Raw genomic sequence first — 16,443 nt, forward strand, 5'->3', positions numbered from 1 at the left:
ATTAACGCTCGACTCCTATTATCCTGTTTGAACAATCAATCTACCCTAGTTTACCTGTGCTTTACTAGGGTTAATGTACTAAAAAAGCCGACTTTGAAGTGATTTTTTCTCAACTGGTTAGAAATACGGTTTTTTAACTTCAATATGTCTATCTATTAACAATATCGACCTTATATGATTAATTAACGTCACTAGGGCCTAAAGCCGTTTTGAGCGGATTTTTACAGTAGTGTAGGCCAATTTATCGCCTTTGCTCTTTGTGACGCATTATTAACCTTGGAAGCTAACAAGCAACCCGCTCACTCAAATAATATTTGTTACAAGCGCTACTTAAAACCTAATGCACTTAATGTAGATTGATTAACGGCGCCGTTTGATAAAACGTCTGAACCTTGTGCTAATGAGATAGCACTATATTCACGGCGATAATTATGTTTTTTACGCATTAGATCAAATCCTGCCGCCGTTGAAAAACAATTTCTGAAAGTTAAATCATCATCACGTAAATCATAGACCAAACGTGACAATTTCAATAATTGCCTTTCGGTTAAATCTCTTTGAACTACGACTTGATTAAACTGAAATGCTGGCAATAAACTTGTCAATGATTTTTTTACCGGATAATCGAGTAATTCACACCATTTTTGATACAAAATATACGTACCACGGGCTTTTCCCTCTAGGCTATAACCAGCAATATGTGGTGTGGCAAACTCTGCTAAGGCAACGAGTTCTGCCATGGGGTTAGGTTCACCTTCCCACACATCAAGCACCAACTTTACATCATCACGTTGCTGTTTAAATTTGATCAGCGCTCGATTATCAATAACCTCACCTCGGCAGCAATTTAATAACCAAGTGTTGGGTTTAAGTTTATTCAGCCTAGCTTCATCAAATAAGTACCAGGTTTTATGATCTCCCTGCTTGGTGATAGGCACATGCAGACTGATAATATCTGCAAGTTCAATGATAGTATCGAGTGACACAAACTCCCGAGGATCACCTTGCAGTGCTTTTATTGGGTCACACAACAATACTTTTAGCCCATAGGCTTGCAAACACTTTGCAGCTGCAGTACCGGTATTACCTGCTCCAACAATGCCCACAACTTTACCAGCCAATGACTCACCAAAGCGTTGAGCCAACTCCAACATTGCAATAAAAGCAAATTCACCCACTGCAGTAGCATTACAGCCAGGGGCGTTTGTAAAATAAATATTGCGGCTTGCAAGATAATCAACATCGACATGATCGGTGCCAATTGTAGCACTACCTACAAATTTAAGTTTATGCGCTTTGTTCACCAACTCAGCATTCACTTTGGTCACTGAACGGACCAGTAGCACATCCGCACCTTCAACTTGTTCAGGGCTCAATGTTCGGCCATTTACATATTCAATTTTACCTAAGTAGCCAAACAAGGCATCAACATAAGGCATGTTTTCATCGGCAATTATTTTCATTTAGGCATCTTATTTACTGCGAGTTTATTAACATCACATTGCGTTGTTATATAACCAGTATCTTATACCAAAGACAGTGAAAAAACGATATGAGTACTGCGGTCAACGGCTTGTTAACGAATGTAGTCATCATCGAGTATTTTATCAGGGGTGCCGCTTTTGCTCGTATCACTGACTAAGCCTATATGCTATAGCGGGCTGCATCCTACATATTCGCTTCGCGACAATAAAAACAACCCAATGAGCCAATCTAGATATATCTTTGATATTTGCGTAAATCGCTTTTTTATCTGTAAACGCAGCGTTCGCTTGTAATCGATTGCCACATCATGGTATTACTTTTGTTTTCTAGCCCTTTGTTTAAAAGGCAACAAAAAAGCCAGCATCGTTCCCAATGCTGGCTTGATATTTTTAGCGAGATAACCTCACGATTTCATTTACGCTTTGTATTTACGCATCACTAATGTTGCGTTAGTACCACCAAAGCCAAAACTGTTACTCATAATGGTATTAAGTTCAGCCTCACGCATTTCACGAACGACTGGCATACCTGTCGCTTTTTCATCAAGATTATCAATATTGATGCTTGGAGCGATAAAGCCACTTTCCATCATGATTAAGCTGTATATTGCTTCATGTACACCAGCAGCACCTAAAGCATGACCAGTCAAAGACTTGGTTGATGCTATTGGAGGCATATCATCGCTAAATACTTCGCGTAATGCTTCTAGCTCACGCATGTCACCTACAGGTGTAGAAGTCCCATGAGTATTAATGTAATCAACCGGTGTATCAACATCCGCTAATGCCATTTGCATACAACGAACTGCACCTTCGCCTGATGGCGCAACCATGTCATAGCCATCTGATGATGCACCATAACCAATAATTTCCGCATAAATTTTTGCACCACGTGCTAATGCATGCTCTAGCTCTTCCACGACCACAATTCCGCCGCCGCCAGAAATAACAAATCCATCTCGATCAGCATCATAAGTGCGAGAGGCTTTTTCTGGCGTGTCATTATACTTAGTGGATAATGCTCCCATAGCATCAAAGCCCATGGTTAATGTCCAATCCACTTCTTCAGCGCCACCAGCAAATACCATATCTTGCTTACCCATTTGGATAAGTTCAACGGCGTGACCAATACAATGAGCCGAAGTAGCACAAGCAGAACTGATTGAATAACTGGTACCTTTAATTTTAAAGGGTGTAGCTAAACAAGCACTTGCAGTACTAGACATAATGCGAGGTACAATATAAGGCCCAACACGCTTAACACCTTTTTCGCGAAGTGTATCAGCAGCCTGAACTTGGTTTTTTGATGATGCACCACCAGTGCCAGCTATCAAACCGACACGGAAGTTAGAATATTGTTCTTCTGTTAAATTAGCGTCAGTAATCGCTTCTTGCATAGCAATGTATGCGTAAGCTGCTGCATCACCCATAAAGCGTAATGCTTTACGATCGATATGATCAGCGGGGTTGAGTTTTATGTCACCCCATACTTTACTGCGCAATTGCATTTCTTCAAACTGTGCCGAGTGAGTAATACCGCTACGACCTGCTTTCAGTGACTCGGTCACTTCTTGCTTGTTATTACCGATACTTGAAACAACACCCATTCCGGTGATCACGACTCTTTTCATTTTTTTGCTATCCATTTGGTACATGTCGGTACTTAATTGCGGCAATCATAGCTGCTTTAAAGCAATTAAGTGGTCAGCTTTCCATAAACACAGGTAAAATAATGTCAAGTTATCGGCCCTGAGTAAAATATTTTGAATAAAACCACTTCATTATCTGTCTCTCCCAATTTACACGAATTATACATTTGTGAGTTACTGGGCAACAACATCAATCAGAATAGCCGATATTCCCTACTCGCTAAGCAGTATATTGACACAGTATTGCAAAGCGGTGACGGTAATAAATCAGCCACAAAGACTCAACGACGTTTATTAACCCTTGGCCAATTAGGTTTAGGTCATGGTCACGAAATCATCTTGTTATGGGCGGCTTTACAAGCAGTCAATCAGCAAGGTGCGTTAGGTAAACAGCAAACACGCATACATATCAGTGTATTTGAACAAGCGCCTATCAATCGAGCGCAGCTTGAAAAAAAGTGGCAACAACAAGGGCTACTTGATGCTTCTCATCCTTTAGTCAATTTAACCCACGCTTTACTCCATTGCGAAATAGCAGCTATTGAGGGTTGCCAACGCTTGTGTCTAAATCAAAGCGAGTTAATTATTGACCTATATCAAGGTTCCCCCATAACACACACTAAAACCATTGTTACGCCGAATAAGCATCGGATCACTCACTGGTTGTCGCTGCCTCATACAAACCAACCCGCTAATTCAGATCATTATTTCAATCAGTTTTTGCTGTGGCAATATGGTCGACTGAGTGTTGATAATGCACTATTTTTTGTCTCTAATATTGACGATGAGGATACTAATCCTTCAATCATACAGCAACTGGAATATTGTGGATTTTCACAATCAACAACCGCGGCATCAACTGACAATATTGCCGTTGCAGAGCGTAACGCTCTGAGACAGCAAATAGAACAACAGTTTGCTTATAATCCAATACCTTCGGTTCACTCTAATGACCATGAACCTATTGCTATTATAGGCGGAGGCATCGCTTGTGCAAGTCTTGCGTTATCATTAGCCGAGCGTGGAAAATCTGTGATAATTTATTGCAAAGATGCCCAATTGGGCTTAGGCGCTTCAGGCAATAAACAAGGCGCAATTTATCCTTTGCTCACCCCTGAGAATAATATGCTCAGTCAGTTTTTCCAACAAGCCTTTCTCTATAGCCGACGCCGGATTCAAGCATTGGTTGATGATGGATATCATATTGGACATGATTGGTGTGGTGTATTACAAACAGGTTTCGATGTTCGGAGTCAAACTAGGTTAGATAAAATTATTCATGGTCAAAAGTGGCCAAACGAGATTGCATTTAGCGTCAATCCACATCAAGCGACACAACTGACTGGCGTGGATATTGATAGAGTTGGATTTTATTATCCACTCGGAGGTTGGGTTTGCCCGTTTGAATTTGCGCAAGCAAATATTGCCAAAGCAAAAACATTAGCAAATGTTAGCGTCGTTTATAATAGCGACATTAGCTCACTCGAATCACACTCATCGGCTTGGCAATTATTTAGTCATAATAAACAAACACCAATAGCAACACACGCACAAGTTGTGATCGCATCAGGGGCGCAGCTAACGCGTTATGAGCAAACCAAAGAGCTTCAAATAACAGGTTTTAGAGGCCAAGTCAGTCATGTACCATCGCAAGGTGAACTGGCAAAGCTTAATACCGTCATCTGCGCCAATGGTTACCTCACACCACAACATAATCAGATGCATTGTGTAGGAGCCAGTTATGTAAAATCACCGCAACACCTTGATTTTTGTCAGATAGAACAACATGAAAATAGCCTAAAAATGCAACAAAGCTTTCCGAGTTCAAGTTGGCCCCATGATATTGATGTTTCCCACAATGACGCAAGAGTCGGTGTGCGCATGGTGAGTCGCGACCATTTTCCTGTTGTGGGTTGTGCTCCTAATGTTAAAGAACTATTTGCTCGCTATCACACTCAGCAACAATCAAGAGAAAAACCCAGTCAATGGCAGCGCTATTGGCAAACCACGCCAGCCCCAATTTATAACGGATTGTATGTATTAGGAGGCTTAGGTTCTCGTGGATTAAGCTCTGGCCCATTAGTAGCTGAGTGCTTAGCGGCAAATTTATGTGGGGAAATACCACCATTAAGCTTAGATTTACAGGCAAACTTAAGCCCAAATAGAATGTGGTTACGCAAACTAATTAAAGGTAAAGCATTATTGTAATGTTGGCCCCCCAACGTCATGTTAATTAAAAACAAAGCGTTAGGGCCTTAATCAAGCTTAATATCATGCTAAAGCTTGCTCTATATCAGCAATCAAATCTTGTACACTCTCCAACCCAACAGAGATACGCAGCAAATTGTCGGTTATGCCCGCGGCGAATCGGGCTTCAGGAGTATAAGGTGAGTGGGTCATGGATGCTGGGTGTTGAATAAGCGATTCTGCATCACCTAAACTTACTGCTATGGTGAATAGCTTGAGTCGATTGACGAAGTTTATCGCATCTTGTTTATCGCCCTTCAATTCAAATGCAATAACCCCACCTGCACGTTTCATTTGCTTACCAATGAAACGATGACCTTGGTGGTGTAATAAACCAGGGTAAAACACTTGGCTAAATTTAGGGTGTTTATCTAAATACTCGGCTAACACTTCGGCATTGTCGCAATGACGAGTTAACCGTACATCTAACGTTTTTAAACCGCGTAAAATTAACCATGCATCGTGCGGAGATATCACGCCTCCGAAGTCTTTTAATATTTCGTATTTTAATCTGTGCATGTGCTCTGCATTGCCACACACAATACCCGCGATAACATCACCATGACCATTTAAATACTTGGTAGCACTGTGGATCACCATGTCGATGCCCAACGCTATTGGTTGCTGTAAAAGTGGTGTCATAAAGGTGTTATCGACGATTGAAACAAGATTATGCGCTTTAGCGATATTGGCCATAGCAGCGAGATCGAATACTTGTAAATGTGGATTTACTGGTGTTTCGCAAAACAGCACTTTGGTGTTTGACTTGATAGCGGCTTCGATTGCCGCTATATCGGAAAAATCCACTAGCGTTGATGTGATCCCTAAACGCGTTAGCTGAGTGGTCATCAATGCGAAGGTGCAACCATAAACGGTTTTAGATGCAACCACATGATCGCCGGCATGTAGATGTGTTAACAACGCACTCGATACGGCAGCCATACCAGATGCTGTTGCAGCTGCGTCTTCGGCGCCTTCGAGTAGCGCCATTTTTCGCTCAAGTTCTGCGGTTGTCGGGTTACCTAAACGAGTATAGATATAACCCGGTTCTTCGCCGGCAAAACGAGCTCCACCTTGTTCGGCATTATCAAAAACAAATGTGGCAGTCTGATACAAAGGTGTAGTGAGTGAACCAAAGGCTTCGCGTTGATGTCCGCCATGAATGGCTAATGTGGCTAAGTTCCATTTACCCTGATTGTTATTTTGCATTACTTCTCCCTGCGCCACCTTGTTATGAGTAGTTACCCTCTTTGGGGTTATTGTTTGGTGGTCAGAATTTAAGATACAGAGGAATAGAATATAACCAAACGATTACTAAAAAATAACCAACGGATGAGATGTAAAAACAATGTTACAAACAGCTTTTTAAATTGTTTACGCCATTCATTTTTTTGTATGCTGTTCACGCAATAAAAATGGGGGCCTAACAATTAACTTGTGAGTGATACCTTTAATTTTTGCATGCCTTGTTCAATGCTCACCAGCGGTTGGTAACCTAAGTCTTGTTTAGCCGCACTGATATCAAAGTAATGGCTAGTCGATAATTGCCTTGCGACAAAGCGAGTCATAATGGGTTCTTGCGATTTATTCAATACGCCATAGAGGGTTTCGAGCATCACGCCTGCTGTATAAGCAACACTTGCTGGCACACGTTTGGTCACTGGCGGTAAATCAACACACGCGAGAATACGATTAAGCATATCTGCCATGGTAATGGGTTGATCGTTACTCAAAAAATACGCTTTACCTGCGCACTTAGCATTAGTCACTAAATCAACCGCAGCCAAAATATGGGCATAAGCGGCGTTATCGACATAAATGGTATCAACCAGTTTGTCTTCATTCCCAACAAGCTTTAACCGCCCAGCTCTAGCGCGTTCAATCACTCTTGGCACAAGATGAGGATCGTTTGGCCCCCAAATTAAATGTGGCCTTAATGCGGTAGTTTGCAGCGAAGTCGAGTTAGCGGTAAGCACAAGTTGCTCGGCAATGGCTTTAGATTCACCGTAATAATTGAGATAGGCCTCTGCGTAAGGAGCGGATTCATCGATGCCGTTTTCGTCCCGCCCTGAAAAGGTGACGCTTGGGGTGCTGGTATAAATAAGCTTTTGAATATTAAGCGCTTTACAGGCATTAATAATATTATTTGCACCATCAACATTAGGTGAGTAATAACTTTGCTTACTGCCCCACACGCCTGCCTTTGATGCCACATGAAATACCAGATCGCACCCTTGAATGGCTTGTTTAACGCTGTCATAGTCACTTATATCACCTTGACGCATATCGACGCCCTGTTCAACGAGCGTTGGATAGGCGCCACGCGCAAACCCAACCACTTCAATACCTGCTGCCAATAATCGCTGACCAATCGCCAATCCTAAAAAGCCGCCAGCTCCGGTTACAAATACTTTGTTGACCGACAATGCTAATTGCGAAAGTGCTGCTTGCTCAAGAGGATGTAAATCTGTCAGATCCATTATTAATACCTTATTTTTATTCTAAGACGAGACTTATTCTCTCCACTGTTTTTGTGCCCAGACAGCAAGTTTTTCTCTGAATATTTTTGCGTTATGACGCACATCGACGGGGAATTCAGGATGAATTAAAAAGCGCCCTATTCCGTCGGTATGCGGATATTGCTCTGCCAAGATCAATAACTCTTGATACAGTGCTTTCGAAGTTGAGCATACAATGTCTTTTTGTAATTCAATGCACAATACGGGCACTATATTATCGCCAAGCTTAACACCTACAATGGCTGAACGCTTAACTTGTGGGTGGGTATTAAACACACGCTCACAAGGTAAGGTATAAAAACGCTTTGCTCTTTGTTCACCGCGCGTGGCATCAACAATATGCCCTTTACGACCACACATCCACAATAAGCCATTATCGTCTAAATACCCCACGTCACCCATGCGGTGCTTAATTTGTTCACCGTCGATAATTTTGGATAATTGGGTGGCTTGTTCGCGTGCATAATAAGCTTGGCTGACCATAGGTCCGCCCACCACAATTTCACCTATTTCATTAGCGGCAAGTTTTTTGACTTCATACCAATGAGGGTGGGCCGTATTTGTAATCGCAATAATATCAACGCTCACCGACGATATCGGTTTGCCGACACAAATCCCTTTACCTTGATCCGTCAGTTCGCTGGTATTAAATAAAGCGTGACTGCCAATCATACTAATAGGTAACGACTCTGTCGCACCATAAGAATTAAACACTTCAACCTGTGGGTTGAGCATTTTGCTAAAGCGTTTGATTGAGCTAATGGTTGCCGGAGCACCTGCAGAGATGACTCGTTTAATACTGGTGAGTTTATGATGGCTTTGCTCCCCAACTTGGCCTAATCGCTCTAACAAAGCAGGGTTAACAAACATGTTGCTGCATTGATATTGCTTAATTGCAGCAAACAAATGGGCTGGATTGGCGGTGATGGGTTTACTGGCATCCATGTCTGGCACAATAGACGCCATGCCCAGTGCCGGACCAAATAATGAAAACAGTGGAAAAGTGGCTAAGTCTCGCTCGCCAGGGCAAATACCATAATCATGTTTAAGCGCGCTAATTTGCGCCTCAAACATAGCATGGCTGTATACCACTCCTTTGGGAGTACCGGTACTACCACTGGTAAACAAAATAGCTGCCATATCATCAGGTTTTAACAATGCCATATCAAAAGGTTGGGCGATATTACGGCCGATTTCGGTAATGGTTTCTAGGCTTATGGCGTTGGCAAGCCAGCGTTGAATAGCAGAGCCCCCCACATTTATCACTTGCTTAACACTGCCTTTGCCCCAACCCAGTAGGCGCCTAGCAATATGGGCCTTAGGGATGCCGATAAAGGCATCTGGTTTTGACTCTTCAAAACACTGTTTAAGGTTGTTAACGCCCATGCCTGGGTCAACTAAAATAGGGATAATACCGGCTTTGAATAAGGCAAACGTTAACGAGAAAAACTCAATACTCGGTGTCACCATTAACACCGCTTTCATGTCACGCTTAATACCGTATTGAATAAGCCCTTTCGCAATCATATCCGATTGTTGATGTAAGGTAACAAAGTCAATTTCTTGATAATTGAATTGGCCTTGCTTAGCGTGTTGCACTGCAACAGCAAGTTCGGCAGGCATAGTTTGCGCAGCCGTTTTAAGATGCTGACAGATATTGGCATTAGCAAGTATAGTGGTTTGAGTCATGTGGCTTCATTTTTGGCTAATGTGAATAACGTATATGCTGGCTAACAATAACGCCAATATATAGATAAATTTAGACGATTAAATAGCTAAAAGGCTCAAATGAGCCTTTTATCGTGTGATTAATTTTTTTCGATGAAGTCTTTAATTAAGCCAATCACTTCGTCGCTGGCATCTTCAAGAATGTAATGACCGCAATCAGCAAACTCGTGCACCGTCGCATGAGGCATTCGCTTTCGCCATTCTTCTAAAAAATACTTATCAAATACAAAATCTTGTAATCCAAAACAAATCAACGTCGGTACGTCAGCAAACTCGCTTAAGCTATCGCCAATGCTAGTGACTAAATCGTAGTTTCTGTCCCCAGGTTTGAGTGGAATGTCTTGTACAAAGCGCAGTGTCGAAATACGGTTTTTCCACGAATCAAACGGCGCGACATAAGCTTCACGTACTTCTTTAGACATGGGTTTGCGTTTAACACCTACGTACGATGCTGCTGATGAAAATGCATTTAAACCACGGACCAACAATGTGCCTAGCAAGGTTTCGCGGCAAATCCACAACGCCCAAGGAAACGGCTTAGTGTTAGGCAGATGAAACGCTGCCGTGTTTAAACAAACAATACGTTTGATGCGATCAGGATGGCGAGCCGCAAAGCCCATTCCTATCATACCGCCCCAGTCGTGTACCACTAGGGTGATGTTTTGTTTTACATCTAAGCTGTCAAGTAAGGCTTCTAAGTCATCAATACGATTTTTTAAGGTGTAATCGTATTGTGGATCATCGGGCTTGTCTGATAAGCCGCAACCAATATGATCTGGCACAATACACTGGTGTTGATCGCTCAATGCACTCACTAAATTACGGTAGTAGTAACTCCAACTAGGATTACCGTGCACCATAACGATTGGCTCACCTTGGCCTTCGTTGATGTAATGAAGTTTATTGCCATTACGGTCTAAATAATGACTTTGAAATGGCAGTAAGTTGTCTAGCATGATGCATCCTGTTAACTATTTTTATAATGATATGCAAAAAATCAGTGTTACCACTTAATGCCTAACATCATGCAGTTCAAACCACTGCCTATCCCTAAAAAGCTGACTTGGTCGCCAACACGTAAAAAACCTTCATCGTGTGCGATGGCGGCGGTAACAGGTAAAGACACTGTGCCCATGTTGCCAAGCTTTTGGTAGGTTGGATATTCTTTCTCGTGCGGAATGCTTAATGCATTGAGCACTTGCCTACGGTTTGATGCACCCACTTGATGACAAATGACTTTATCAACCTGCTCAACAACCCAGTCACGTTGCTCTAAAAAGTGTTCCCACGTGTGTTTAGCAAGCTCGACACCTTCTTTAAGTAAGGTAACCGCATCGGTACGCATAAACTCACGATACAGTAAGTGTCCAGCTTCTTGTAGACCCCATTGACACAATTGGTGATGTTCTGGCGCAGACAAATGGCTGGCACCTAATAACTGATGCTGACGCGTGGTAGTAAGTGGCAAGCTGCCGTCAGTTAAAATAACAGCAACTGCGCCTGAACCGCCGGTAAGCGTTGCCAACGACTGGGCAAAATTTTGCATTGTCGGCTCTGCTAGCATGTGGTCAATTGTGGCATCGACGATGTCTCGAGCAGATTCGCACGACACCACCATACCCGCTTTAATTTGCCCAAGCTCGATACGGTTAGCAATGTCTAAAATACCCGACAATACCCCTAAACAGGCGTTACTGATGTCGTAAATTGCGGTGTCTTTTGACACGCCAAGCTCAGCAGCTATGCGGCACGCGGTAGCAGGTTCGTGTTGGTCACGGCACACTCCGGTGTAAACCACTGCGCCTAAGTCGCTGACATTAATGCCTGTTTCATTGACGGCTTTACGTGCAGCGGCAATCGCACCGTCTGATAAACGGTGGCCTTTTGGCCACCAACGACGCTCAGTAATACCCGTTAATGCGGCAAGTTGCCCCATTGGAATACGAAACTTTTGATATAGCGGTGCTAAGCGAGATTCTAAATCGCTACTCGACACTATTTGTGGTGCTAGCTCATAAGCCAGACTATTGATAAAGACGCGTGAATATTTCATTAAACCGTATAATTCGCTTCGCTCTAGCATGCCCAAAGCCACTAGAATGGTTGTTATTCGTTATTAACCCGACATTTGAACAAGAATGGCTTAATTATTCAATCAAAAACCTCAACCATATAGGCATATTTGCGGTTTATTTTGCCGCTTTGTGAAGAGCGTTGATTAACTAGCACTTTGACTCTGACGGGTTTAGGGGAAATAAAAGAAATTAAACAAAGGCTTAATTAAGTCTTGCTTTGCTAACACTATTTATCTGTTGTTTTAATTGCTTGAATAAATGCATTTCGTGGAGTCACACTGTTTGGGCAAAATTCACTCAACTCAACCTTATACCCATGTTGTTGCAAAAAACATACGCGATCAAGCAACAGCCAGTATTCTAAAGCGCGACGAAACAAATGTGCAACTAAATCGATGCGCTTTGTTAAACGCTGTCGCTCCATGCCTTGTTGTAAAAATGCGTGACATTCGATATCGGCTGGCAATAGTAATCCTTTTTGACTCGCCGCCCAAATACAAAATTCACTAAATGTCCCACTTAGCTGACTTTGCTTAATCGTTGGCACGGGTAGATAACGATTAATACCCCGCACATTTCGTTGTAAACAATCAAAACCTAAACGCCACGACACTTCTTGCTGACGTAATGTCTGCTGTTTGGCACTGGCAACAACACTTTGCTGAAGTGGCAGCTGTAAATCATGTTTTGAAAGCGTCATTGCGCTTGCTTTAGCCATTGTCGACAACGGTTGATATTGCGCCTGTTGAATAAGATGATAGCAACAAGGTGAAATCGAAATAGCCTGAGTCCCCGCATCTGCCGCTAATGTAAGTAAACGCACATGTAAATCACCACAGGCATGCAAGGCAATTGCATGTTGTTTTGAATAAAGCCATGGTTCGCTACTATCCTGCGGTGCAAAAGCATCGGCACAAATAAAATGCTGTGGTAATTTCCATTGGTTAGAAAATGCTTGCCCTTGCGCGCATAAACTGGCTTGCCATTCTAGACTTGTTACCTCAACCAGTTGTTGCTTTGCGACTAAACGACCTAAATGACCTTTGCCTGCACACCATTCTAAAATCGGTAATCGAGTTAATTTAGTTTGACTCAGTGGGTCAACTTGATTAGCAAATGCTGTGATTTGTTGCCACTTTCGGCCTTTAATATGGGCGCTAAAATGGGCTAAATGGGTATTTTCTTGCTCGTCACTACCTGACATTAATTGAGTGTTGTCACCTTTAGTGGCCTTTGTAGGCAAAGTGATGACTAACAAGCTTAATTGATTCATTAACTCGTCAGCTTTTGGTGATGAACTGTTTTTAATATCGCGGATTAAGCTAGGTAACAATGATTCCACAAGCAGGTGCTGATCCACATCGATGTTATCGATTTCAGTATCATCAAGCTGCCACACTTTTTGTGCGAGATGAGGAAAATCTTGCTGCCAAGGTAAATGGTCACACTCAAACGCGACGAGCTGCCACAAGGGTTTTAGTGCATCTAAAAGCGAGTCGACCGCTTTAAAGGTGTGTTGATAATCGATTGCTGACATATCGTTACTTATGGTTAACCTTGGCTCATTGAAATGATAGGATGCGAGTCATTATCTATTTGGATTGGAATTGTAAACCATGCACTCACCTTGTGTCGCGCGCTGTGGCTTAAATGAAGACGATTATTGTATGGGCTGTTTTCGCCACATAGATGAGATAGTAACTTGGTCACAAGCCAGTGATGCACGAAAAAAACAAATTTGCGATAGTTTAGACGGTAGAAAACAGCAGTATTTAGGTGACAGTAATAACCAAACGTTATCTCGTGCTAAGTGGCTAGAAGCAGAAAAGCGAATGAAACGATGACAGGTTGTCAATGATAACCGCACTAAAACAACAAGCATATTCCTGCGATGGAGTATCACCATGACGAAATCCACCGCTTCTATGTTGTTTATCGCTTGTTATTACTCTTCATCGTTTTGCCGTCTCAACTTTACTTTTTCATCATTGCTTTCAAATCAGCAAACGGATTGAAGGTGGCGGCATCTTGTTTGGCCTCTTTGGTACTACCGTAACGAATAAGTTCTTCAAAACGGGAATGCTCATTATCGTGACAGTACAAACATAATAGTTCCCAGTTAGACCCGTCTGACGGATTGTTATCGTGGTTATGATCGCGATGATGTACCGTTAACTCTGATAAATTTTTATGAGTAAATTCACGAGTACAACGGCCACAAACCCAAGGATAGAGTTTAAGCGCTTGTTCGCGATAACCCTTTTCACGGGTGGCTTTGTAGTCTCTGGCTTCTGCTAATACTTTATCTAATTTACTTTCGTTGGCCGACATTAATTTATCACTCATAAAAAAAATTACGTCAAGGATAATCACTGTTATCGCTTGGGGCAATTGTTTGCTAGATCTTATTTAACAACTATTCTGTTACTGGCGCAAAATCGACCATGGAAAAATAATGGCAAGCGTAACATTCACTGTTATCGATAGTTATTGCTGCAACTTACTCTTAACCGATTTTAGTTTCTTTAATATTTGATATTCCAGCAGTTAAATTAAAACGCATTGCATCTTCAAATGACCAATCAACACTGATTAAGTCTTCACGTTTTACTAAGCTGGTCACTCCGGCTATTTGATAACTAAGTTGAAATAATACCGGTACCCATTCACCTTCAGGTAATGCATCTGCCAATGGCTGTGGTGCTATCTCACTCATGATAAAACCCACAACATAACTACCGTTAGCTTGTTTAACTAACACGGTTTTTTGAGTTTTAGGCTGGCCGTCGCGATTCATTAAACTGGCGATATCTCGAATACTGCCATACACCGACTTAAACAGCGGAAACTTCATTAGTTGGCTTTCAATCCAACCATACACCCAGGCAATAGGGCTAACAGAAAATAATAACCCGGCGATAAACACTAAACTTGCCACCAAACAAAAACCTGCCCCGACAAATACTGGTTCAACCCCGACAATATCGAGCAATAATTTGCCTAAACCATCAAGGGAAATAAACAGTGACCAAAACAGCCAAATAGACAGCACCATAGGCAATAAATTAGTCAAACCACGAGCAAGGGTATTTTTCATTGAGTACACAAAAGAAGAAAGAACAGGACAAAAATGTTACCACAGTTTGCTGATTAGTCACTGTAAATATACTAACTGGCCCACTGGGAGATTACTGTGCAATCTGCCTGTCCATATAAAAAAGCCTTCCATGAGATCAACAACATTACACAACAAGCATACGATTAGCTTTTCGAGTTAGCAATATTCAACCACTGATGACGACCTAACTCTAATACGACACCAACAGCCAAGCCTGCAGCGGTATTAATCAATAAGCACGTTATCGCCGTTGATAAAATGACCAATATACAAAACGGTTTGCCATCAAAAAAACGTTTAGACCAGGCTAATTGGGTTCCCGCTATAGCAAGTAAACTGCCTAAAACGGCTAAAGGGATTAATGACAATGCACTGGCAATACCTTTACCCCAAAAAATAGCAATAACGATACACGCACTACCAAAAATAGTAGGAGCTAGCCAAGTTCGAGCACCAAAGTGATATTGCACCGCCAACCCACCAGCACCATGACACATTGCCGTTGCCCCAAAAGGAGATAACAACAAGTTAGCCCAACCAGAGCTTTTAGCAAATTGTTGCGGCTCAAACCGTTCACTGTCTTCAGGAAACTTATCTTTCGCCATCGCAGAAATAGCAATCACCGCATTGGTCAATGTTAACGCTAACTGTGGTAGCACCAATAAAACAGCAGCAGAGCCCCACTCATCGATACTCGGCCAACCCAAGTGCCAAACACTTGTTTGGCTAAAGTTAAAGCTAGGCATAGTCCCACTGGTTAATTGCCAAACAATGCCAAGGGTTATCACTAACGGCATCACCAAATATTGCATTGGCATAAAACGACTGGCAAACAGAAAACCAAAAGCAAGTATGCCGACCAACCATGTTTCGCTCATCATGACGCCACCTAACCATATCAGTTGGAGTCCTATTGCTAGCTGGATACCGATACTGATCGCCGGAGATAACAGCTTAGCCATCCATTGAATAATGCCGCTATAGGCTAAAACAAGTAGAATAAGGCCCATTAACATGGCGGATGCTTGTAGCATTCCAGGAGACATTCCTTCTGCAATGACTAACGCACTGATAACCTTCATAGGCTGTATCGGAATGGGGCGTCGATAATAAAACGCAGTAAATAAGGCAAAAAAACCAAAGCCTAAAAATATCCCTTGGGGAGAGAATTGATTAAGGGCTATTAAGCCTAAAACTAAAGGAAGGAAGGTGCCTAAATCAGCAAACGCGCCACTGAACTCACCTGAAATCTTATTTACGTTGTCGAAACGATTGATTTCACATCTCATATATCTTGCCGTAAGGAATGGATACTAAGATAAAGCAAATACAGTGCCACATTAAAAATGCGACACACCTCTAAATAAAAATGCCTAATTATGAGTTTAACAAAATCATTGCGACAATATGAACCATAGTATGTTGTTAATAATGGTCATTATGTCCACATCATCATTTACCAAATAATTATCATTTAAAAAACCACATCTAAAAGCATAATACCAATCCTATTAAATATGTGATCTTTCAGCGGGAGTTCAAAGAGCTGTAGGCAAGGCAGATGATTGAAGCGAATAGTGATCCTCGGTAACAAGCTCCTGCGTTACTCTACCTCCAGCATCT

At 42.1% G+C, this 16,443-nt stretch carries 13 protein-coding genes; 2 read left to right on the forward strand and 11 right to left on the reverse strand.

Going from position 1 to position 16,443, the window contains the following annotated elements; genetic code table 11:
* Positions 1-326: 326 nt before the first annotated feature.
* Both ACWXWT_RS10400 and fabB read right to left on the reverse strand, forming a co-directional pair.
* Positions 327-1,463 carry a 4-phosphoerythronate dehydrogenase gene (locus ACWXWT_RS10400; protein WP_456041518.1) on the reverse strand — a complete coding sequence of 379 codons (1,137 nt, stop codon included), beginning with the start codon at positions 1,461-1,463 and terminating at the stop codon, positions 327-329.
* Between the two features lie 437 nt (positions 1,464-1,900).
* A complete protein-coding gene (gene fabB, locus ACWXWT_RS10405; RefSeq protein ID WP_456041528.1) occupies positions 1,901-3,115 on the reverse strand; it encodes a beta-ketoacyl-ACP synthase I in 1,215 nt (404 codons plus the stop codon).
* 132 nt (positions 3,116-3,247) lie between these two features.
* Between fabB and mnmC the strand changes: the two genes are divergently transcribed.
* Entirely contained in the window at positions 3,248-5,341 is a 2,094-nt protein-coding gene (gene mnmC, locus ACWXWT_RS10410) for an FAD-dependent 5-carboxymethylaminomethyl-2-thiouridine(34) oxidoreductase MnmC (RefSeq protein WP_456041519.1), read from the forward strand.
* 63 nt (positions 5,342-5,404) lie between these two features.
* Here mnmC and megL read toward each other — a convergent pair whose 3' ends face one another.
* From megL to ACWXWT_RS10440, 6 genes are all read right to left on the reverse strand, one after another.
* Complete coding sequence (gene megL / locus ACWXWT_RS10415) at positions 5,405-6,589, reverse strand: methionine gamma-lyase (protein ID WP_456041520.1); 1,185 nt, start codon at positions 6,587-6,589, stop codon at positions 5,405-5,407.
* 221 nt (positions 6,590-6,810) lie between these two features.
* On the reverse strand, positions 6,811-7,860 hold the full coding sequence (gene oleD / locus ACWXWT_RS10420; RefSeq protein WP_456041521.1) for a 2-alkyl-3-oxoalkanoate reductase: 1,050 nt from the start codon (positions 7,858-7,860) through the stop codon (positions 6,811-6,813).
* Between the two features lie 33 nt (positions 7,861-7,893).
* The gene (oleC, locus tag ACWXWT_RS10425; RefSeq protein ID WP_456041522.1) at positions 7,894-9,588 is read right to left on the reverse strand and encodes an olefin beta-lactone synthetase; all 1,695 of its coding nucleotides are present in this window, start codon (positions 9,586-9,588) and stop codon (positions 7,894-7,896) included.
* A gap of 119 nt (positions 9,589-9,707) precedes the next feature.
* A complete protein-coding gene (locus ACWXWT_RS10430; protein WP_456041523.1) occupies positions 9,708-10,583 on the reverse strand; it encodes an alpha/beta fold hydrolase in 876 nt (291 codons plus the stop codon).
* Positions 10,584-10,630: 47 nt separating this feature from the next.
* Positions 10,631-11,680, reverse strand: coding sequence for a 3-oxoacyl-ACP synthase III (locus ACWXWT_RS10435; protein WP_456041529.1), 1,050 nt, complete (start codon positions 11,678-11,680; stop codon positions 10,631-10,633).
* A 248-nt stretch (positions 11,681-11,928) separates the two neighbouring features.
* The gene (locus ACWXWT_RS10440; RefSeq protein ID WP_456041524.1) at positions 11,929-13,239 is read right to left on the reverse strand and encodes a methyltransferase; all 1,311 of its coding nucleotides are present in this window, start codon (positions 13,237-13,239) and stop codon (positions 11,929-11,931) included.
* A gap of 79 nt (positions 13,240-13,318) precedes the next feature.
* On the opposite strand from ACWXWT_RS10440, the gene ACWXWT_RS10445 reads away from it, so the two are divergent.
* Positions 13,319-13,546, forward strand: coding sequence for a DUF1289 domain-containing protein (locus ACWXWT_RS10445; protein WP_456041525.1), 228 nt, complete (start codon positions 13,319-13,321; stop codon positions 13,544-13,546).
* Positions 13,547-13,676: 130 nt separating this feature from the next.
* On the opposite strand, the gene ACWXWT_RS10450 is transcribed toward ACWXWT_RS10445, so the two are convergent.
* The 3 genes from ACWXWT_RS10450 to ACWXWT_RS10460 all read right to left on the reverse strand — a co-directional run bounded on the left by ACWXWT_RS10450 (position 13,677) and on the right by ACWXWT_RS10460 (position 16,109).
* On the reverse strand, positions 13,677-14,033 hold the full coding sequence (locus ACWXWT_RS10450) for a YajD family HNH nuclease (protein WP_456041530.1): 357 nt from the start codon (positions 14,031-14,033) through the stop codon (positions 13,677-13,679).
* 175 nt (positions 14,034-14,208) lie between these two features.
* Positions 14,209-14,799, reverse strand: coding sequence for a DUF502 domain-containing protein (locus ACWXWT_RS10455; protein WP_456041526.1), 591 nt, complete (start codon positions 14,797-14,799; stop codon positions 14,209-14,211).
* A gap of 164 nt (positions 14,800-14,963) precedes the next feature.
* Positions 14,964-16,109 carry a putative sulfate/molybdate transporter gene (locus ACWXWT_RS10460; RefSeq protein ID WP_456041527.1) on the reverse strand — a complete coding sequence of 382 codons (1,146 nt, stop codon included), beginning with the start codon at positions 16,107-16,109 and terminating at the stop codon, positions 14,964-14,966.
* Positions 16,110-16,443 lie beyond the last annotated feature (334 nt).

The organism is Shewanella sp. A22 (assembly GCF_053850585.1).